The organism is Pantoea anthophila, assembly GCF_006494375.1.
Taxonomy (GTDB): domain Bacteria; phylum Pseudomonadota; class Gammaproteobacteria; order Enterobacterales; family Enterobacteriaceae; genus Pantoea; species Pantoea anthophila.
Genome location: NZ_VHIZ01000036.1, coordinates 175,593 through 195,699, shown reverse-complemented (window position 1 = coordinate 195,699; position 20,107 = coordinate 175,593). Strand labels below are relative to the sequence as shown.

Annotated in this window: 21 protein-coding genes; 15 read left to right on the top strand and 6 right to left on the bottom strand. The window is 59.9% G+C overall.

All coding sequences use genetic code 11. From position 1 onward, the window contains the following. The first annotated feature begins 137 nt into the window (after positions 1–137). From FJW00_RS07070 to uraH, 8 genes are read left to right on the top strand one after another with little or no spacing between them, the layout of a single operon-like run. On the top strand, positions 138–923 hold the full coding sequence (locus FJW00_RS07070) for a transporter substrate-binding domain-containing protein (RefSeq protein ID WP_009091921.1): 786 nt from the start codon (positions 138–140) through the stop codon (positions 921–923). 10 nt (positions 924–933) lie between these two features. After that, positions 934–1,602: an amino acid ABC transporter permease gene (locus tag FJW00_RS07065; RefSeq protein WP_009091920.1), complete on the top strand. Its 669-nt coding sequence runs from the start codon at positions 934–936 to the stop codon at positions 1,600–1,602. Continuing rightward, positions 1,602–2,258 carry an amino acid ABC transporter permease gene (locus FJW00_RS07060; protein ID WP_009091919.1) on the top strand — a complete coding sequence of 219 codons (657 nt, stop codon included), beginning with the start codon at positions 1,602–1,604 and terminating at the stop codon, positions 2,256–2,258. The genes FJW00_RS07065 and FJW00_RS07060 overlap by 1 nt, the downstream gene beginning before the upstream one ends. Further along, positions 2,239–2,970 carry an amino acid ABC transporter ATP-binding protein gene (locus FJW00_RS07055; RefSeq protein ID WP_009091918.1) on the top strand — a complete coding sequence of 244 codons (732 nt, stop codon included), beginning with the start codon at positions 2,239–2,241 and terminating at the stop codon, positions 2,968–2,970. Before FJW00_RS07060 ends, FJW00_RS07055 begins: the two co-directional genes overlap by 20 nt. 21 nt (positions 2,971–2,991) lie before the next feature. Then, a complete protein-coding gene (pucG, locus tag FJW00_RS07050; protein ID WP_009091916.1) occupies positions 2,992–4,227 on the top strand; it encodes a pyridoxal-phosphate-dependent aminotransferase family protein in 1,236 nt (411 codons plus the stop codon). Continuing rightward, positions 4,224–5,477, top strand: a complete 1,254-nt coding sequence (gene hpxK, locus FJW00_RS07045; RefSeq protein ID WP_058956403.1) for an allantoate amidohydrolase — start codon at positions 4,224–4,226, stop codon at positions 5,475–5,477. The genes pucG and hpxK overlap by 4 nt, the downstream gene beginning before the upstream one ends. A gap of 2 nt (positions 5,478–5,479) precedes the next feature. Then, a complete protein-coding gene (gene uraD / locus FJW00_RS07040) occupies positions 5,480–5,974 on the top strand; it encodes a 2-oxo-4-hydroxy-4-carboxy-5-ureidoimidazoline decarboxylase (protein WP_111208020.1) in 495 nt (164 codons plus the stop codon). Beyond that, the gene (gene uraH / locus FJW00_RS07035; protein ID WP_009091913.1) at positions 5,971–6,306 is read left to right on the top strand and encodes a hydroxyisourate hydrolase; all 336 of its coding nucleotides are present in this window, start codon (positions 5,971–5,973) and stop codon (positions 6,304–6,306) included. The genes uraD and uraH overlap by 4 nt, the downstream gene beginning before the upstream one ends. 9 nt (positions 6,307–6,315) lie before the next feature. On the opposite strand, the gene FJW00_RS07030 is transcribed toward uraH, so the two are convergent. Next, entirely contained in the window at positions 6,316–7,083 is a 768-nt protein-coding gene (locus FJW00_RS07030; RefSeq protein WP_140923346.1) for an amidohydrolase, read from the bottom strand. Then, positions 7,071–8,216, bottom strand: coding sequence for a pyridoxal phosphate-dependent aminotransferase (locus tag FJW00_RS07025; RefSeq protein ID WP_181405357.1), 1,146 nt, complete (start codon positions 8,214–8,216; stop codon positions 7,071–7,073). The genes FJW00_RS07030 and FJW00_RS07025 overlap by 13 nt, the downstream gene beginning before the upstream one ends. Before the next feature lie 320 nt (positions 8,217–8,536). Between FJW00_RS07025 and FJW00_RS07020 the strand changes: the two genes are divergently transcribed. The 3 genes from FJW00_RS07020 to FJW00_RS07010 are packed head-to-tail and all read left to right on the top strand — an operon-like array spanning position 8,537 to position 10,375. Then, positions 8,537–9,151, top strand: coding sequence for a methylthioribulose 1-phosphate dehydratase (locus FJW00_RS07020; protein WP_009091910.1), 615 nt, complete (start codon positions 8,537–8,539; stop codon positions 9,149–9,151). Further along, complete coding sequence (mtnC, locus tag FJW00_RS07015; RefSeq protein WP_140923344.1) at positions 9,148–9,831, top strand: acireductone synthase; 684 nt, start codon at positions 9,148–9,150, stop codon at positions 9,829–9,831. Before FJW00_RS07020 ends, mtnC begins: the two co-directional genes overlap by 4 nt. Position 9,832: 1 nt before the next feature. Further along, positions 9,833–10,375 (top strand): 1,2-dihydroxy-3-keto-5-methylthiopentene dioxygenase, encoded by a 543-nt coding sequence (locus tag FJW00_RS07010; RefSeq protein WP_140923343.1) that lies wholly within the window; start codon positions 9,833–9,835, stop codon positions 10,373–10,375. A gap of 64 nt (positions 10,376–10,439) precedes the next feature. Here the strand turns inward: FJW00_RS07010 and mtnA are convergent, their stop codons facing one another. After that, positions 10,440–11,462 carry an S-methyl-5-thioribose-1-phosphate isomerase gene (mtnA, locus tag FJW00_RS07005; protein ID WP_140923342.1) on the bottom strand — a complete coding sequence of 341 codons (1,023 nt, stop codon included), beginning with the start codon at positions 11,460–11,462 and terminating at the stop codon, positions 10,440–10,442. Positions 11,463–11,585: 123 nt separating this feature from the next. On the opposite strand from mtnA, the gene mtnK reads away from it, so the two are divergent. Beyond that, on the top strand, positions 11,586–12,785 hold the full coding sequence (gene mtnK / locus FJW00_RS07000) for an S-methyl-5-thioribose kinase (protein WP_058956396.1): 1,200 nt from the start codon (positions 11,586–11,588) through the stop codon (positions 12,783–12,785). Positions 12,786–12,877: 92 nt separating this feature from the next. Here mtnK and fadE read toward each other — a convergent pair whose 3' ends face one another. Beyond that, complete coding sequence (gene fadE / locus FJW00_RS06995) at positions 12,878–15,328, bottom strand: acyl-CoA dehydrogenase FadE (RefSeq protein ID WP_009091905.1); 2,451 nt, start codon at positions 15,326–15,328, stop codon at positions 12,878–12,880. A gap of 255 nt (positions 15,329–15,583) precedes the next feature. On the opposite strand from fadE, the gene lpcA reads away from it, so the two are divergent. Both lpcA and FJW00_RS06985 read left to right on the top strand, forming a co-directional pair. Next, the gene (gene lpcA / locus FJW00_RS06990; RefSeq protein ID WP_009091904.1) at positions 15,584–16,162 is read left to right on the top strand and encodes a D-sedoheptulose 7-phosphate isomerase; all 579 of its coding nucleotides are present in this window, start codon (positions 15,584–15,586) and stop codon (positions 16,160–16,162) included. A 51-nt stretch (positions 16,163–16,213) separates the two neighbouring features. Further along, positions 16,214–16,981: a class II glutamine amidotransferase gene (locus FJW00_RS06985; protein WP_009091903.1), complete on the top strand. Its 768-nt coding sequence runs from the start codon at positions 16,214–16,216 to the stop codon at positions 16,979–16,981. Here the strand turns inward: FJW00_RS06985 and dpaA are convergent. Continuing rightward, positions 16,952–17,698, bottom strand: coding sequence for a peptidoglycan meso-diaminopimelic acid protein amidase (gene dpaA, locus FJW00_RS06980; protein ID WP_046101303.1), 747 nt, complete (start codon positions 17,696–17,698; stop codon positions 16,952–16,954). The two genes, FJW00_RS06985 and dpaA, sit on opposite strands and share 30 nt — an antisense overlap. A 245-nt stretch (positions 17,699–17,943) precedes the next feature. On the opposite strand from dpaA, the gene dinB reads away from it, so the two are divergent. Further along, complete coding sequence (gene dinB, locus FJW00_RS06975) at positions 17,944–18,999, top strand: DNA polymerase IV (protein ID WP_140923341.1); 1,056 nt, start codon at positions 17,944–17,946, stop codon at positions 18,997–18,999. Positions 19,000–19,033: 34 nt separating this feature from the next. On the opposite strand, the gene FJW00_RS06970 is transcribed toward dinB, so the two are convergent. Beyond that, a complete protein-coding gene (locus FJW00_RS06970; protein WP_046101305.1) occupies positions 19,034–20,101 on the bottom strand; it encodes a sugar ABC transporter substrate-binding protein in 1,068 nt (355 codons plus the stop codon). Positions 20,102–20,107 lie beyond the last annotated feature (6 nt).

Here is a 20,107-nt window from a genome sequence, read left to right as displayed (position 1 = left end):
TCCTCCCCGGTTACGCCCCTTTTTCAGTGAACTCTTTGCCGCTTAACCCTTTTTGCGCCGCGGCCCTTGTTGGCACATTAGTTGCAGATTGCCTGTTAAAGAATCTTTTGTTTCATCACATTTCACCGGGGTGCATAATGAAAAAAGTTTTAATGGCGGTTGCAACAGCGGCATTACTGATGGCACAGGCGGGAAGCGCACTGGCCGATCAACTGCAGGACATTCAGAAGCGCGGTGTGATCCGCGTGGCCGTTCCGCAGGATTTCCCGCCGTTTGGCTCGGTGGGTACCGATCTGCAGCCGCAGGGGTATGACATCGACATGGCGAAGTACCTGGCAAAGCAGATGAAACTTAAGTTGCAGCTGGTGCCGGTCAGCAGCGCCAACCGGGTGCCTTATCTGCAAACCGACAAGGTCGACCTGGTGATCTCCAGCATGGGTAAAAATGCGGAGCGTGAAAAAGTGATCGACTTTACCCGCGCCTATGCGCCGTTCTTCCTGGGCGTCTTCGGACCGAAAGGTGACGAGATCAAAGCGGCCAGCGCGCTGAGCGGCAAGTCGATTGGCGTTACCCGCGGCGCGGTGGAGGATATGGTGCTGAGCGAAGTGGCACCGAAAGATGCGCAGGTGAAACGTTACGAAGATAACAACACCACCTTATCGGCGTATCTCTCCGGCCAGGTGCAGTATGTCGCCACCGGCAACCTGGTAGTCGCCGCCATTGCCCGCCAGAATCCGGAAAAAGCGCCGGTCGCTCAGTTTATGCTGAAAGATTCGCCCTGCTTTATCGGTCTGAAGAAAGATGAGCCTGCGCTAAAGGCGAAGGTGAATGCGCTGATTGAGCAGGGGATTAAAGATGGCACCCTGAACAAGCTGTCCGAAGAGTGGCTGAAAGCGCCACTGCCCGCCAGCCTGGGCGCATGAGGACAGATTCATGACCGGGCAACTTAACTTTCCCGCGTTGTGGCCCTACTGGCCGGAGCTGCTTTCCGGCCTCTGGGTCACCATTCAGCTGACGCTGCTGGCGACCACCGGTGGGGTGGCGATTGGCATCGCAGGCGCGGCGCTGCGCAGCGGTAAACCGGGCTGGCTGAGCCGCCTCTGGGGCCTCTATGTCGAGCTGATCCGTAATACGCCATTTGTGGTGCAGCTGTTCTTTATCGTTTTCGGTCTGCCGAATCTGGGGCTGAAACTCACCGCCGGTGAGGCGGCGCTGCTGGCGATGCTGATCAACCTGGGCGCTTACAGCACCGAGATCATCCGTGCCGGCATCCAGGTGACCCCGAAAGGGCAGTGGGAAGCGGGGCGGGTGCTGGGATTGACCCGTAGCCAGACCTTTCTGCGGGTGGTGTTACCCCCTGCGCTGCAGCGGATTTATCCGGCGCTGGTGAGCCAGTGCATTATCGTGATGCTGGGGTCGTCGGTGGTGTCGCAGGTCTCCTACGAGGAGCTGACCTTCGCCGCCAACCTTATTCAGTCACGCACGTTTCTGAGCTTTGAGGTTTATCTGGTGACCACGCTGATCTACCTGGCGTTGTCGATTGCGATGCGCCATCTGCTGCTGGCGATAGGCCGTAAATGGTTTGGAGTGCAGCCCTCATGATGACGACCTTTACCGACTGGGACATCGTGCGCAACCTGCTGCTGGCGGCGCGCTGGACCCTGTTACTGTCGCTGGTGGCCTTTGTCGGCGGAACCCTGGTGACGCTGCCTCTGCTGCTGCTGCGTCTGCTGCAGCGCAAATGGCTGACGCGTGCGATACGGGGCTACACCGCGCTGTTTCAGGGAACCCCGCTGCTGATGCAGCTGTTTCTGGCCTTTTTTGGCGTCGGCTTATTTGGCATTGATGTGGCGCCCTGGACGGCCGCCTCGCTGGCGCTGACTTTTTATACCAGCGCCTTTCTGGTGGATATCTGGTACGGCAGCATCCGCGCCCTGCCGAAAGGGCAGTGGGAAGCGTCACGCTGCCTCGGCCTGACTTTTGGTCAGACGCTGTGGCGGGTGGTTGCACCGCAGGCGATCCGCATCGGCATCGCCCCGACGGTAGGTTTTGCCGTACAGGTTATCAAGGGCACCGCGCTGGCGTCGATTATCGGGTTTATCGAGCTGACCAAGGCGGGCACGATTCTGAACAACGTGACCTACCAGCCGTTTAAAGTTTTCGGGCTGGTGGCGCTGGGCTACTTCCTGATGTGTTATCCGCTGTCTCGCTACAGCCAGTATCTGGAGAAAAAATTCAATGCCGCTCATCACCATTAATCAGGTGCAAAAATATTACGGCGACAACCATGTGTTGAAAGGCGTGGATCTGGATATCGACATGGGAGAGGTGATCTCGATCATCGGTCGCAGCGGATCGGGCAAAAGCACGCTGCTGCGCTGTATGAACGGGCTGGAAGGCTATCAGGAGGGCAGCATCAAGCTCGGCGGCATGACCATCACCAGTCGTGACTCGCAGGCGCGTGAGATCAGCCGCTCGATTGGCATGGTGTTTCAGAACTTCAACCTCTTCCCGCACATGACGGCGCTGGAAAACGTCATGCTGGCACCGCGCCGCGTGCTGAAGAAAAGCGACGCTGAATGCCGGGCGCTGGCGACGCAGATGCTGGAGAAGGTGGGGCTGGGCGAGCGCCTTAACTATTACCCTGCCAGCCTCTCGGGCGGCCAGCAGCAGCGCGTGGCGATCGCCCGTGCGCTGGCGATGACGCCCAAAGTTTTACTCTGTGATGAGATCACCTCTGCGCTGGATCCCGAACTGGTGGGCGAAGTCCTGAAAGTGCTGGAGCAGCTGGCAGCGGAAGGCATGACGCTGATCCTCGTCACGCATGAAATGAATTTCGCCCGCGACGTGGGCGATCGAGTGGTCTTTATGCATCAGGGGCGCGTCTGGGAGCAGGGCGACAGCAAAACGCTGTTTGCGCAGCCGCAGTCGCCGGAGCTGAAGCAGTTTATCTCTTCAGTGCGTCTCTGAGTCTTAAAAAAGGAAACCCGCATGGATATCAATCATTACCCGCAAATTAATCCGCCACAGCGTCTGCTGATGGGACCCGGCCCGATCAACGCCGATCCGCGCGTGCTGCGCGCCATGTCGAGTCAGCTGCTGGGGCAGTACGACCCCGCGATGACCCACTACATGAACGAAGTGATGGCGCTCTATCGCGGCGTATTTCGCACCGAAAACCGCTGGACGCTGCTGGTTGATGGCACCTCCCGCGCCGGTATCGAAGCGATTCTGCTCTCCGCTATCCGGCCTGGGGATAAGGTGCTGGTGCCGGTGTTTGGCCGCTTCGGCCATCTGCTGTGCGAGATCGCCCGCCGCTGTCGGGCAGACGTCCACACCATCGAAGTGCCGTGGGGCGAGGTCTTTACCCCCGATCAAATTGAAGAGGCGATTAAAAAAGTGCGGCCACGCCTGCTGCTCACGGTGCAGGGCGACACCTCCACCACCATGCTGCAGCCGCTGGCGCAGCTGGGTGCTATCTGTAAGCAGTATGGCGTGCTGTTCTACACCGATGCTACCGCGTCGCTGGCGGGTAACGCGCTGGAAACGGATGCCTGGGGACTGGATGCCGTCTCGGCGGGGATGCAGAAATGTCTGGGCGGGCCTTCCGGCACCTCGCCGATCACCCTGAGCGCAGAGATGGCTGCTGTGATCCGCAAACGTAAATGCGTGGAGCAGGGGATCCGCACCGAGGCGCATCAGGATGGCGAGGAGGAGATGATCTACTCCAACTATTTCGATCTCGGCATGATCATGGATTACTGGGGGCCGGAGCGACTCAATCACCATACCGAAGCGACCAGCGCGCTGTTTGGCGCGCGCGAATGTGCCCGCCTGATCCTGCAGGAGGGGCTGGACAACGGGATCGCCCGTCACAAACTGCATGGTGAGGCGATGCTGAAGGGCATTCAGGGGATGGGGCTGGAAACCTTCGGCGACCTGAAAAACAAAATGAACAACGTGCTGGGCGTGATGATCCCGTCAGGCGTAAACGGCGACCAGGTGCGCAAGCTGATGCTGGAGGATTTCGGCATTGAGATCGGCACCTCGTTTGGCCCACTGCATGGCAAGGTCTGGCGCATCGGCACCATGGGCTATAACGCGCGTAAAGATTGCGTGCTGCAGACGCTGGCCGCGCTGGAAACGGTGCTGACGCACCTGGGGTATCGCACGCCGCAGGGCGCGGGAGCCCAGGCCGCCTGGGATCACTACGGGAGCCAGGCATGATGATGAGCGCCAGCGAAGCCCTCGCTGCTGCACAGCGCGTCATGGCGCGCTGTGATGCGCTGGCAGCGATTAGCGAAACGACGGAGGGCCTGACCCGCGTCTATCTGTCGCCGGAACATCTGCGCGCCAACGCCTGCGTTGGGGAGTGGATGCAGGCGGCGGGGATGACGGTCTGGCAGGATGAAGTCGGCAATATCTGTGGCCGCTACGAGGCAGCCGAAGCGGGGGCGCCCGCGCTGCTGCTCGGTTCGCATCTCGACACGGTACGTAACGCCGGTCGCTACGACGGAATGCTGGGCGTGCTCAGCGCCATCGAAACCGTACAGTGGCTTCATGAGCACCAGTGCCGTCTGCCGCTGGCGATAGAGGTGATCGGTTTCGGTGATGAAGAGGGAACCCGCTTTGGCATCACGCTGCTTGGCAGCCGCGGTATTACCGGCAGCTGGCCGCAAAGCTGGGTGACCCATCCCGATGGCAACGGCATTACCGTGGCGCAGGCGATGGCGGATGTCGGGCTCGACAGTGCGCAAATCGGTGCGGCGGCCCGACGGATAGAGGACATCGTCGGCTATCTTGAACTGCACATTGAGCAGGGCCCCTGCCTGGAGCAGGAGGATCTGGCGCTGGGCGTGGTCACGGCCATCAACGGGGCGCGTCGTCTTCACTGCCGTTTTACCGGTGAGGCGGGCCATGCCGGCACGGTGCCGATGACCCACCGCAAAGATGCGCTGGCCGCAGCCGCCGAGTGGATGGTGTTTATTGAGCAGACCACCCGTGAGCAGGATCCGCAGCTGGTCGCCACCGTCGGCACCCTCAGCTGTGCCCCGGGGGCGGTGAATGTCATCCCTGGCGAGGTGTCGCTGTCGCTGGATGTGCGCGGCCCGCTCGATCATCCGCTGGAAACCCTGCTCTCCACGCTGTTAACTCAGGCCGGGGCGATTGCGCTGCGGCGTGGAGTGCAGTTTACGTCGAACGAATTTTATCGCATCGGAGCCACCGCCTGTGATTCTGCGCTGCAGCAGGCGCTGAGCCATGCGGTTGAAACAGTGCAGGGGCGCAGCCTGTCGCTGCCAAGCGGAGCCGGACATGACGCCATCGCCATTGCTGAACGCTGGCCGGTCGGTATGCTGTTTGTGCGAAACCATCGCGGCATCAGCCATCATCCGGCCGAGTCTGTCGCGGTGCAGGATGTGGCACCGGCGCTGCAGGCCTATCTGCAGGCGGTCACGCTGATCGCCGGACGGAGCTGAAAATGGAATTAACGACGTTTAATCAGCTGCCGGCCGACGAGGCGCTGGCGGCTATCCGGCATTGTGTGGCGATCCCGCACTGGCAGCTGTCGCTGGTGGCCGCTCGTCCGTTTGCCACCACAGACGCGCTGCTGACCCGCGCCGACACGCTGGCCCGCCAGTGGCAGCAGCCCGATCTGGCGGCGGCGCTGTCGGCGCATCCGCGCATCGGCGAACGCGCCCGGGGCGCAGACAAAGAGGCGACGCTGTCGCGCGGCGAGCAGTCCGCCATGCAGCAGGCCGATCACGCCCTGCAACAGGCGATGCAGCAGGGTAATCAGGCCTATGAGGCGCGCTTTGGCCGGGTCTTTCTGATTCGCGCGAAAGGGCGCAGCGGCGAGGAGATGCTGGCGGCGTTGCAGCGCCGGCTGCAGAATGACGATCAGGCTGAACAGCAGGAGGCGCTGGATCAGCTGCGTGAAATCACACTGTTACGCCTCAGGGAGACGATTCAATGAGTACCGTTACCACGCATATTCTCGACACGGCGCTGGGAAAACCGGCCAGTGGGGTGGCCATCTCGCTGGAGCAGAACAGCCCGGAGGGGTGGTTTCCCGTCTCTCAGGGTGAAACGGACAGCGACGGACGACTGAAAGATCTGACCCCGGAGCCGCTGACGCCGGGGCACTATCGCCTGACCGCTGAAATCGGCGACTATTTTGCTGCCGCCGGTCGGGATGCGCTCTACGTCAGCGCGCAGATCGATTTTATGATTGCCGAGGCGGGCAGCCATTTCCATCTGCCGTTTCTGATTTCCCCCTGGTCCTGGTCAACCTACCGCGGCAGCTGAGCCGGCCGTTTACAGCGAAAAGCGATCCGCATCCTGCCAGGCGGGGAAGCGTTCGCGGTAAGCGTGCAGCGCCTCCAGCGACAGCGTCGCATCCAGCCGGGCGCGCTGATGTGGCTCCGCCGCACTCAGGATCTCGCCCTGCGGCGAAATAATCTGGCTGTCGCCGCTATAGTGATGCTGATTGCCATCACTGCCGATGCGGTTGCAGCCTGCGACATACGCCTGATTCTCAATCGCCCGCGCTAACAGCAGCGCCTGCCAGTGTAAGGCGCGAGGCGCTGGCCAGTTGGCGACATAGAGCGCCAGATCGTAGTCGTTGCGGTTGCGGGAGAAAACCGGGAAGCGCAGGTCGTAACAGATCTGTGGCAGGATGCGCCAGCCACGCCACGCCACCACCTGACGCGCTTCGCCGGGCTGATAGTGGTGATGTTCATCCGCCATGCGGAACAGATGTCGCTTGTCATACTGATGCAGCGTGCCATCCGGCTCCACCAGCAGGAAACGGTTCACCGCGCCGTTTTCGGTCTGGATCGCCGCGCTGCCACCCACCAGCGCATCGCTGCGGCGGGCATGCTGATGCAGCCACTCCACCACCCGCGCCTGCGGCAGGGAGCTTTGCGCAGCCTCCATCGCAAAGCCGGTGGTAAACATCTCGGGCAGAATAATCAGATCGCGTCCGGTGACTCCGGCCAGCTGTTCGTCAAAATGGCGCAGGTTGGCTTCGCCATCCATCCAGCTCAGCGTCTCCTGCAAAAGCGTGATTTTTAAAGCTGACATAAGCGCTCCGCGGCAGCATCTAACGTCGCCGGCTGTTTAGCAAAACAGAGGCGAATCAGTTTATGAGGAAAGGGATCGGCGCAGAACACCGACAGAGGAATCGCGGCGACGCCCACTTCGCGGGTCAGCCACTGGCAGAAACTGACATCATCCAGATCGGAGATCGCGCTGTAATCCACCAGCAAAAAGTAGGTGCCCTGGCACGGTAAAACCCTGAAGCGGCTGTGACGCAGTGCATTCGCCAGCCGATCGCGGCGGTCGCGATAGAAGGCGGGCAGGGCCTGATAGTGTTCCGGATGCTCACGCAGCATATCGGCAATCGCCAGCTGCGCCGGGGTATTGACCGAGAAGGTCAGATACTGATGCACCTTACGCAGTTCAGCGCTGATCGCCGCCGGGGCAATGCAGTAGCCCACCTTCCAGCCGGTCATGTGAAAGGTTTTGCCAAACGACGACACCGCGATGGCGCGCTGACGCAGGTCAGGATGGGCCAGCACGCTGGCGTGGCCCGCTTCATCGAAGCAGATATGCTCGTAAACTTCATCGCTCAGCACGTAGACCGGTCGCGCAGCAATCGCCTGCCACAGCGCGGCAAAATCCTGCTGCTGCCAGACGGTGGCTGACGGGTTGTGCGGGGTGTTCAGGATCACCAGCCGGGTTTTATCACTCAGCAGCCCGGCAAACGCCTGCCAGTCTGGCCGGAAGGCGGGCGGCTGCAGCGCAATACGTTTCATGACGCCGCCCGAGAGCGTGACCGCCGGGGCATAGCTGTCGTAGCTGGGATCAAAGCAGATCACCTCATCGCCCGGACGCACCAGCGCGGTAATCGCCGCATAGAGCGCTTCAGTTGCGCCCGCCGTCACCGTAATCTCCGTTTCCACATCAGGCTGATAGTCATAAAGCCGCGCGGTTTTCTCCGCGATCGCCTGACGCAGCGGCAGCGCCCCGGTCATCGGCGCGTACTGGTTCGCGCCCTGGCTGACGTGATAGGCCAGCCGCTGCTGCAGATAGTCCGGGCCGCTGAAATCGGGGAAGCCCTGAGAGAGGTTGATGGCGTTATGCTGCTGCGCCAGCGCACTCATCTGGCTGAAAATCGTGGTGCCGAGCGCCGGAAGTTTGCTCTCGGGGATCAGGTTGTACTGCGTCATAATGTCAGGCCTTAAGCGCGAAGAGAGAAGCGGGGTCACCCGGGGTTTGTGCCACTATAAACAGGATGGTAGTATTTGGCAATCAAGACGCTTAGACGTCTAAATGCTTTATGCTCCGCGCGTCACCGGCGTTGGCAGCGCTTGCTTACCCGGGTCACTTACTCATGTAAGCTCCCCGGGATAAGCGCGCTTGCCGCCTTGCTGACACACGGATCATTTCGCCTTTAACTGCTTTATGCTTCGCGCAACAGCGGCGCTGGCAGCGCCTGCTTACGTGGTATCACCTTTCACCGCAAGGAACCTTTATGTCGCAGAGTCATCCGTTAGATCAGCTGGTTGCCGCCTGTCACTGGATAGGCATGAAAGGCTGGGCTCCGGCCACCGGCGGGAATATGTCGGTACGCCGCGACGGGCATGTCTGCCTGCTGAGCGAATCGGGCAAAGATAAGGGCACGCTGACGCGTGATGACTTTATCGAGGTCGACATCGCCACCAGCCAGTCGCTGTCGGGCCGTAAGCCCTCGGCCGAAACCGGTCTGCACACGCTGATCTATCGCCTCTTTCCTGAAGCGGGCGCCGTGCTGCACACCCATACGGTCAATGCCACGGTGCTGTCGCGGGTGGAGCAGGGTGCGGCGCTGCTGCTGCACGGCTATGAGATGCAAAAATCGCTAAGTGGTCAGCATACCCATCTGGACACAGTGGCGATCCCCGTGTTCGACAACAGTCAGGATATCGTGGCGCTGGCGTCAGAGATTGAAGATTACGCCGCCCGCTTTCCGCTGCGTTACGGCTTCCTGCTGCGCGGCCACGGCCTGACCTGCTGGGGCGAGGATGTCAGCGAAGCGCGCCGCCATCTGGAAGGTCTGGAATTTTTATTTGAATGTGAACGTCAACGTCGCCTGCTGGAGAAAGCATGATCCGCGCCATTGTTACTGATATTGAAGGCACCACCAGCGATATTCGCTTTGTGCACAACATCCTGTTCCCCTATGCCCGTCAGCATCTGGCGGACTTTCTGCGAGAGCATCAGCATCAGCCAGAGGTCGCGGCGGCGCTGCAGTCGGTGCGGGAAGAAGCGGGGCAGCCGCAGGCCGATCTGGCGGCGGTCATCGCGATCCTGTCCGATTTTATGGATCAGGATCGTAAATCCACCGGGCTGAAAGCGCTGCAGGGCATGATCTGGCGTGATGGCTATCTTAACGGCAGTTTTACCGGCCATCTCTATCCCGATGTGCTGCCTGCATTACGCCGCTGGCAGGCGCAGGGCATTGAACTCTATGTATATTCCTCCGGTTCGGTTGCGGCGCAGAAATTGTTATTTGGCTACAGCGACGAAGGTGATATTACTGACATCTTCAGCGGCTACTTTGATACGCACGTCGGCGCCAAACGCGAGGTGACAGCCTATCGCGCGATCGCCGCTGAGATCGGCCAGCCAGCGGAGCAGCTGCTGTTCCTCTCTGATATTCGTCAGGAGCTGGATGCCGCCGCGGAGGCGGGCTGGCAGACGATACAGTTACTGCGTGGCGAGGCGGACAGCGAGAGCCGTCATCGTCAGGTGACGGATTTTTCCCAGATTAACCCGGAGTCGATTTAGCATGAGCGCACTGACGATTTTTTCTGACCGCGAAGCGAGCCAGCCGGTCTGGCACAGTACCGAAGCAGAGGCGATTCGGGAACGCCTGAACGCGAAAGGGGTGCGTTTTGAACGCTGGGAAGCCGATCGCGATCTGGGTGAGAACCCGGATGCGGAAACGGTCATTAAGGCCTATCAGCATGCGATTGATCGGCTGGTGGCTGAGAAGGGCTATCAGAGCTGGGACGTGATCAGTATGCGCGCCGACAATCCGCAGAAAACGGTGCTGCGTGAGAAGTTTCTTTCCGAGCATACGCACGGCGAAGATGAGGTGCGTTTCTTTGTCGAGGGGGCCGGGCTGTTCTGTCTGCATCTTGACGGTGAGATCCTGCAGATCCTCTGCGAAAAGAACGATCTGATCTCGGTGCCTGCGGGCACGCCCCACTGGTTTGATATGGGATCGTCACCGCACTTCACGGCGATCCGGATTTTCGACAACCAGGAAGGCTGGGTGGCGCACTTCACCGGCGATAAGATCGCCGATGCCTATCCGCGTCTGGCCTGATTGGCCCACGGCGGGAGAGACGTTTGCGGTGAACCTCTGCGCTGCCGCAAACGCCTGATATCGCTTACTGCGGCTGGAAGAAGCCGCTCTGCACCTGGTCAGGCGTGACCACCCCCGTGTCGAGTATCCAGCCGCTGATCAGGGCGGCTGGCGTCACATCAAAGGCCGGATTGAAGACCCTGGCCGTTTCCGGTGCCCACTGCACGCTGCCAAAACTGCCCGCCACGCCCGTGACTTCGCTGGCGGCGCGCTGCTCTATCGGGATGGCGGCGCCATCCGGGCAGTGACGATCCAGAGTGGTATGGGGAGCCGCGACGTAGAACGGAATCTGGTGATAGTGGGCCAGCACCGCCAGACTGTAGGTGCCGATTTTATTGGCCACGTCACCGTTGGCGGCAATGCGGTCGGCACCGACCCAGACCGCATCCACCTCGCCGCGTGCCATCAGGCTGGCGGCCATGGAATCGGTAATCAGGGTACAGGGAATCGCCAGTTCGCCCAGCTCCCACGCGGTTAACCGGCCGCCCTGCAACAGCGGTCGGGTTTCATCCACCCAGACATTTTTGATCCACCCCTGCTGATGCGCGCGGGCAATCACGCCCAGCGCGGTGCCCACACCCGCGGTGGCCAGCCCGCCGGTATTGCAGTGGGTGAGCAGCTGGCTGCCCGGTTTGATCCGCGTGCAACCGGCTTCAGCAATCGCATCACAGAGCTGTTTATCCTCCTGCACCAGCCGCCACGCTTCGTCCGTCAGCGCAGTGACAAACGCCGGCTGGGCCAGCGCCACTTTCATCCGGTCAAGATTGTTCATCAGATTAACGGCGGTTGGCCGGGCAGCGCGCAGATGTTCCAGCGCCTGTGCCAGTTCAGCGCGGGTCTGCCCCTGTTCAGCCAGCAGCGCCAGCAGCAGTGAGGCAGAGAGGCCAATCAGCGGCGCACCGCGCACCCGCAGCGCATGAATATGGTCAATCAGCTGCGTGACGCTGTGTGCGGGCAGCCAGTTCTTTTGCTGCGGCAGCGCCTGCTGATCCAGAATCCAGAGCTGATTGTCACGAACCTCTAAGCTGGTGGTTTTGAGTGTCTGCATTGTGGGTGAAATCCATGTTGCGTTAATGATGCGTATTGTGCCAACATGCTGAACGGATGTATAGACGTCTGAACGGCTTATTACACCTGGGTTATCCCGCCTTCGATTGATGAGGAACAGGCAATGTCGCAATACCGTACCTTTACTGCTGCTGATGCTGTTGAGTATGCCCGGCAATTTGGCGGCGTGGACGATCCTGCCGCGCTCTGCAGCGCTGAAGAGATTGGTGATGGCAACCTTAATCTGGTGTTCAAAGTTTATGACGATCAGGGCCGGAGCCGGGTGGTGGTCAAGCAGGCGTTGCCCTATGTGCGTTGCGTCGGGGAGTCCTGGCCGCTGACGCTGGATCGGGCGAGGCTGGAAGCGCAGACCCTGGTCGAGCACTATAAATATTGTCCGCAGCATACGGTGCAGGTGACGCATTATGATGCGGAGCTGGCGGTGATGGTGATGGAGGATCTCTCCAGCCACCGTATCTGGCGCGGCGAGCTGGTGAAGGGCGCTTACTACCCGGAAGCCGCAGCGCAGTTAGGCGTTTATCTGGCACAGACCCTGTTTCATACCTCCGATTTCGTTCTGCATCCGCATCAGAAAAAGGCGGAAGTGGCGCGTTTCATTAATCCGGAAATGTGTGAAATCACTGAAGATCTCTTCTTTAACGATCCCTACACCGATCATGAGCGTAACAGCTACCCTGATGCGCTTGAGCCGCTGGTGGCCAGCCTGCGCAACGACGATGCGCTGCGCATTGCCGTCGGCGGGCTGAAGCATCGCTTTTTTGCGCATGCCGAAGCGCTGCTGCATGGCGATATTCATAGCGGCTCGATTTTCGTGGCTGACGGCAGCCTGAAGGCGATTGATGCGGAGTTCGGTTACTTTGGCCCGATTGGGTTTGATGTCGGAACGGCGATTGGCAACCTGCTGATTAACTACTGCGCGCTGCCGGGGCTGCTGGCTCCGCGTGAGGCAGCCGATGCGCGCGAGCAGCGGCTGAGTGATGTCCATCGTCTCTGGTCGACGTTTGCTTCGCACTTTCTGGCGCTGGCGGCAGAGAAAACCCGCGATGAGGCGTTGTCCTGGCCCGGCTATGCGGCGGCGTTTCTGCGCAAGGTCTGGGCGGACACCATCGGTTACTGCGGCACCGAACTGATTCGGCGCACGGTGGGGATGTCCCACGTGGCGGATATGAAGCTAATTGCCGATCCGGCGATGCGCACAGACTGCATTGGTAACGCGATTAATTTAGGACGTACGCTGATTCTGGCTGCCGATCACGTGGAAGATGTGGATGCGCTGATTGCCCGCATCCGCCAGGCGGGATAAAAAAGGCCGACATGATGTCGGCCTCTGAAACAGAGCTGGCTCAGGAAGCATAAGTTCAGCAACCCGGTGCGGCCATCACACCGGCCTGAACGCTACGCCGCCTCGCTGGTGCGCGACGCAGGCTGAGGCGCTTTCTCCGCCACCGGCACCGCCAGTGCATCTGCCTCAAACTCATCCACGTTGATGGAGCGCAGACGGCTGGCTTCAGCACGCTGCAACACCTCTGCTTCCTTCGCATCGATCCAGCCCTGCTCCAGCGCACGCTTCGCCAGCGCATCCAGACGGGTGAAGGAGAGATGCTGCTTTGTCTGTTTGCACAGGCGGTCATAAATCACTTCGGCTGCCATCACCTCCTGCAGCGCCTGTTCCATCTGACCGGCGGGGTTATTCTCGCCCGGCGTCAGATAGATGCCCCGGCCCAGACGGCTGCGGGTCGCTGACGGCTGTTGCAGCAGTTTTGCCAGCTGGTGATCCAGACGATCAGACGGGGCAGGGCAGTGATGTCCGCCCGCAAAGATAGCCATGCGTAAGGCACCCGCGACCAGCCGGTTCGGGAAGTTGCGCAGCAGATCGTCCATCGCGACCTCCGCCTGATGCAGGGCATCCTGCACGCCCCAGTGAACCAGCGGCAGATCGGCTTCATTACGGCCTTCATCGTCATAGCGTTTCAGGGTGGCTGAGGCAAGATAGAGCTGGCTCAGCACATCGCCCAGGCGCGCCGAGATGCGCTCGCGCCGTTTCAGACTGCCGCCCAGTACCGCCATCGACACATCTGAGAGCAACGCCAGGTTGGCACTGATGCGGTTCAGATGCTGATAGTAGCGACGGGTGGCATCGCGGGTCGGGCTGGCGCTGGTGCGTCCGGCGGTGAATCCCAGCCACAGGCTGCGCACGGTGCTGCTGCCGACGTGACCGATGTGACTGAACAGCGCATCATCGAAGGCATTAACATCGTTGCTGGCGGCGGCGGCCATCTCCTGCAGAACATACGGATGGCAGCGGATCGCCCCCTGACCAAAGATAATCATGCTGCGGGTCAGGATATTCGCGCCTTCCACCGTAATGGCGATGGGCGCACCCTGATAGGCGCGTGCCAGGAAGTTACTGTTACCCAGCATAATGCCTTTGCCGCCGGCAATGTCCATGGCGTCAATAATGGCGCGCTGGCCGCGGTGGGTGCAGTGATATTTCACAATCGCTGACAGTACCGCCGGTTTTTCACCCTGCATAATCCCGGCGGTAATCAGCGTGGCCGCGGCGTCCATCACATAGGCGTTACCGGCAATACGCGCCAGCGGCTCTTCAATCCCTTCCATCTTACCGATAGAGAGCCGGAACTGACGACGGATGTGCGCGTAAGCGCCGGTTGCCAGCGCCACACTCTTCAGGCTGCCGGTTGAGTTGGAAGGCAGCGTAATGCCACGGCCCACCGACAGACACTCCACCAGCATCCGCCAGCCCTGTCCGGCCATTTCCGGGCCACCGATGATAAAGTCAATCGGCACAAAGATATCCTTGCCGCGCGTCGGCCCGTTCTGGAACGGCACGTTGAGCGGAAAGTGGCGATGACCAATCTCCACGCCCGGCGTGCTGGTCGGGATCAGGGCACAGGTGATGCCCGGGCTGGCGTTATCGCCCAGCAGATGATCCGGGTCGGTCAGTTTAAAGGCCAGGCCGAGCACAGTGGCGATCGGGGCCAGGGTGATGTAACGCTTGTTCCAGGTCAGCCGCATGCCCAGCACCTGCTCACCCTGCCACTCACCCATGCAGACCACACCGGTATCCGGGATCGCGCCGGCATCTGACCCCGCTTCCGGACTGGTCAGCGCAAAGCAGGGGATCTCTTCACCGCGCGCCAGTCTCGGCAGATAGTGATTTTTCTGCGCTTCGGTACCGTAATGCTGCAGCAGTTCGCCCGGACCCAGTGAATTGGGTACACCCACCGTGATCGCCAGAATCCCGGAGACGCCCGCCAGTTTCTGCAGAACGCAGGCCTGCGCATAGGCGGAGAAGGCCAGTCCGCCATACTCTTTTTTAATGATCATCGCGAAGAAACGATGCTCTTTCAGGTAGGCCCAGAGTTCCGGCGGCAGGTCAGCCATCTCATGGGTAATCCGGAAATCGTTCGCCAGGCGGCACGCCTCTTCAACCGGGCCGTCAAGGAAAGCCTGCTCTTCCGGCGTCAGGCGTGGCTGCGGGTAGTTATGCAGCTTCTGCCAGTCCGGCTTGCCCTGAAACAGATCGCCTTCCCACCAGGTGGTGCCCGCATCAATCGCTTCTTTCTCGGTGCGGGACATCGGCGGCATCACCTGCTGGAAGCGCTGTAACATCGGCTGTGAAAAGAGTCTGCGACGCAGCGACGGCAGGTTGAACGGCAGCAGCAGGATCGCCAGCGGCAGCAGGAGCCACGGCGTCCAGAGATGCGCGACCGCCATCGCGGCGGTCCACAGCAGCAGGATCGCGCTGGCGGTCCGCAGTGACAGGCGGTGATAGAAGAGGGCGCCAATCAGCGCCACCGTGGCAAGTATCGAAACAACCATCATAGTGAACCACTCCGCAAGTAGTAAGAGGTCTGACCTGTTATGTAGAGAGGTTTAGAGCAGCCGGGCGGATTTATCAATTTGTTTACATCGCAATTACAACCTGCCTCACAAAAACGGATTTTTGCCGTTTTATTCGACAACCGGTGTCGGAATCCACACCGCTACCGCCGGGTCAGGCGTGGCATGAAGCTTTGCGCTGACCGGCCATTCCGTTAAACTTGCTGCGATTAACCTCTTCTTATAAAGGACATCCCTATGTACCAGGACATCATCCGCTCTGAGCTTAATGAAGCTGCTGATACGCTGAATAAATTCCTCAGCGATGACGCCAATATTCATGCGATCCAACGTGCTGCGGTGCTGCTGGCTGACAGCTTCAAGGCGGGTGGCAAGGTGCTTTCCTGCGGTAACGGCGGCTCCCATTGTGATGCGATGCATTTCGCCGAAGAGCTGACCGGCCGCTATCGTGAAAATCGTCCTGGCTATCCGGCGATTGCCATCTCTGACGTCAGCCATCTCTCCTGCGTCAGTAATGACTTTGGCTATGACTACGTCTTCTCACGCTATGTGGAAGCGGTGGGACGTCCGGGCGACGTGCTGCTGGGCCTCTCAACGTCGGGCAACTCTGCCAATATCATTAAAGCGGTTGAAGCCGCCCGTGCGCAGGGGATGAAAGTGATCACCCTGACCGGCAAAGATGGCGGTAAGATGGCAGGCAGTGCCGATATTGAGATCCGGGTGCCACACTTTGGTTATGCCGATCGCATTCAGGAGATCCACATCAAGGTGATCCACATCCTGATGCTGCTGGTCGAAAAAGAGATGGTGAAGTAACTGCGCTGGCCTCCTGTCTGACGGGGGGCCGCTTAATCAGAGGCGGTGGCTATGTGCGAATTGCTCGGGATGAGCGCCAATGTTCCCACGGATATCTGTTTCAGCTTTACCGGACTGGTTCAGCGGGGCGGGGGAACCGGGCCTCACAAAGATGGCTGGGGCATTACCTTTTACGAAGATAAAGGCTGCCGTACGTTTAAAGATCCGCTGCCGAGCTTTAACTCTCCGATTGCGCGTCTGGTGCAGGAATACCCGATCAAGTCGCACTCGGTGGTGGCGCACATCCGTCAGGCGAATCGCGGGCAGGTGTCGCTGGAGAATACCCATCCGTTCACCCGCGAGCTGTGGGGCCGCAACTGGACCTACGCGCACAACGGGCAGCTGAAGGGCTATAAGCAGCTGGAGACCGGCACATTCCGGCCGGTGGGGGAAACGGACAGTGAGAAGGCGTTCTGCTGGATCCTGCATCAGCTGGCGACACGCTATCCTCGTACGCCGGGCAACTGGCCGGCGGTGTTCCGCTTCATTGGCGAGCTGGCCACCGCGCTGCGGCAGAAGGGGGTATTTAACATGCTGCTGTCAGACGGACGTTATCTGATGGCCTTCTGCTCGACCAACCTTTTCTGGATCACCCGACGCGCCCCGTTTGGCCGGGCGCAGCTGCTCGATCAGGATGTGGAAGTCGATTTTCAGCAGCACACCACGCCGCATGACGTGGTGACGGTGATTGCAACGCAGCCTCTGACGGCCAATGAAACCTGGCAGCGGATTGCGCCAGGTGAATGGGCGTTATTCTGCCTTGGAGAGCGCCAGGAATGAACGGGAAGCGGCTTCGGGACTGGCTAAAACCGGTGCCGGGCTGCTGTTCATCACATATTTCCCGCTGGCGACATTGACCATCGGCGGCTGGTGATACTTCGCAAAGTAAGCGTATCCCGGCTGCAGCTGCTGCCAGAAGCTGGCATAGGTGGAGTAGCGGTGACGCTGCATGTTGCTGTCGGTCATGCGGAACGGATAGATGCTGATGCTGACATCCTGCTGGCCGTTTCGCAGCGCGGCATTCACATAGGTAAAAATCTCATCCATATAGGCGTTGGTCATGGCATAGCAGCCAATCGACTTACAGTCGCCATGGATCATCAGGTAGTTACCGCTGTATCCCTGATTGCGATCGTACTGATTCGGGAAGCCGATGTTGATGGCGCGATAAAAGCGGCTGTCGGGCTTCAGCTGATTCAGCTTCACGTTGTAAAAACCTTCCGGGCTTTTGAAATCGCCTTCACGGCGTTTCGGGCCGAGGCCGCCAGAAAAGTTGCAGATGCGGTAGGTATCCAGCAGGCGATATTCGTTACCGATTTTGCCGTAGAGTTCGAGCGTGCGTTCTTCCTTGAAGATCTGGATGTAGACCGGCGTGCCGAGTAACTGCTTCTTTAATTCTTTGCTGACCGGTGCCGCTGACTGAACGGGTTCGGGTGTCATTGCCATGCTGAGGGCTGGCAGTAAAATCATCGCAAACAGGAGTGCGATTTTGCCCATGCTGTGTATACCTTGAGGTGAAGAGAACATGACACAAATTTTGCGTCTTTGTTGGCATTATCGGAACTATCCGCTACCGCAGCGCAACATTAAACATTGTCTGTTTTTTTAGCAAGACGGCGTCGGCCAAATTCGCGATTTACTGAAGGTTATTCGGCCAGAAATTTGTAAACTTTATTCGCCCGGGCAACAAATATTGCAGTTACCCCTGTCAGCTGTATACTTATCCAGTGCCGGAGGGGGGTATGCGTAAAATCATTCATGTCGATATGGACTGCTTCTATGCCGCAGTGGAGATGCGTGACAATCCCCAGCTGCGCGACATCCCGATCGCCATCGGTGGCAGCCGCGAACGTCGCGGAGTCATCAGCACCGCCAACTACCCGGCCCGCAAATTTGGCGTGCGCAGCGCTATGCCGACCGGCATGGCCCTGAAACTATGCCCGCATCTGCGCCTTCTGCCAGGGCGTTTCGACGCCTATAAGGAAGCCTCCGCGCAGATCCGCGAAATCTTTTCCCGCTACACCCCGCTGATTGAACCGCTCTCGCTGGATGAAGCCTATCTGGATGTGACCGACAGCCCGCACTGCCACGGCTCGGCCACGCTGATGGCGCAGGCGATCCGCGCCACGATTTACCGTGAAACCGGGCTGACCGCCTCGGCCGGCATCGCCCCGATCAAGTTTCTGGCCAAGATCGCCTCCGACCTGAATAAGCCGGACGGGCAGTGTGTTATCACCCCGGCAGAGATGCCTGACTTTTTACTGACGCTCCCGCTGGCGAAGATCCCCGGCGTAGGCAAAGTCTCCGCAAAGAAGCTCGAAGAGATGGGGCTGGTGACCTGTGGCGACGTGCAGAAGGCCGATTTAGCCCAGCTGCTGAAGCGCTTTGGCAAGTTTGGCCGGGTGCTGTGGGAGCGCAGCCACGGCATTGATGAGCGCGGCGTGATCGTTGAGCGCGAGCGTAAATCGCTGGGGGTCGAGCGTACGCTGGCGGAAGATATCAGCGACTGGGAGGCCTGCCTGGAGATCATCGATTTTCTCTATGCCGAACTCGACCGCCGGCTGACGCAGATCCGACCCGACAGACAGGTGGCGCGTCAGGGCGTCAAACTGAAGTTCAGTGATTTTCAGCAGACCACCCAGGAGCATATCTGGCCGGTGCTGAATAAAGAGGACATGATCGCCATCGCCCGCAAGACCTGGGATGAGCGCCGCGCCGGGCGCGGTGTGCGGCTGGTGGGACTGCACGTGACGATGGTGGATCCCCAGCTGGAACGTCAGCTCCTGCTGGGTTTATAAGTCAGCCTCACCCGCCGGCAGGGCTGACGCCAGATTACTTCTTATATTTCGCGGCCAGGGTGGCGAACCACGGCGCGACAAAATCCTCATTGCTGCCCCAGCCCGGAATGATTTTGTTCAGCGAGGCGACGTTAACTGCGCCAGGCTGGCTGTTCAGCTGCTGCTGAGAGATTGACGCCGCTTTAAACTGATACGTCGCTGGTGTCTCTTCACCGGCAATCTTCTTCGCCACCAGCCGCATATTGACCGCGCCAATGGTTTTAGGATCGACCGCCACCGTCTGCACCCACGGGCTGTTTTTCTCACGCATCAGCTGCAAATCCTGGTTCGAGACATCGATGCTATAGAGCTTGATCTCGGTCCGGCCATTCTCCTGCAGCGCCTTGTAAGCCCCCTGGCTGAACGCATCCCAGGCTCCCCAGATGGCGTCGATTTTCCCTTTCGGGTATTTCGCCAGAATCGCACCAATCTTGTTGGCGGTGTCGCCCTGCACGTCAGTTGAAACGGCCCCAATCGACTCCAGCTGATGAATGCCCGGATTCTCTTTCAGCAGTTTTTCATACACCACCTGACGGCGCTCCATCGGCGGGAAACCGGCGACCCACAGCTTGACGATATTCGCCTTGCCGTGGAAATCGTTGATCAGCTGGCCCAGCGACAGCTGCGCCAGCGAGGCATCATCCTGAGCGGTAACGGTGACGCCGGGAATCGGGCTCTCCACCGGGGTATCAAACACCGACAGTTTGATGCCTGCATCGGCAATCCGCTTCACCAGCCCGCTGGCGTAGGGCGCCTTTCCGTGCGACAGCACGATGCCGTCATACTTCTGGCTGATCGCCTGATTAACGAAGTCCTGGAAGCGCGCGTCGTCGCCGTTGCTGAGGAAGGTACTGACCTTAAAGCCAAGCTGGCGACCCTGCTGAATAGCACCGGCAACAAACTGGGTGGTGTTGTCATCGGAGCCGAGATTGCGGATCACCGCAATGCGGATGGGGCCGTCATGACCCGCGATGGCCGCTGGCACCGGGGTGACGGTCTCCGCGAAGGCGGCGCTGGCGTTCAGCAGGCTCAGGGCCAGCAGCGAGAGCGTTATTTTTTGCATTGTTAT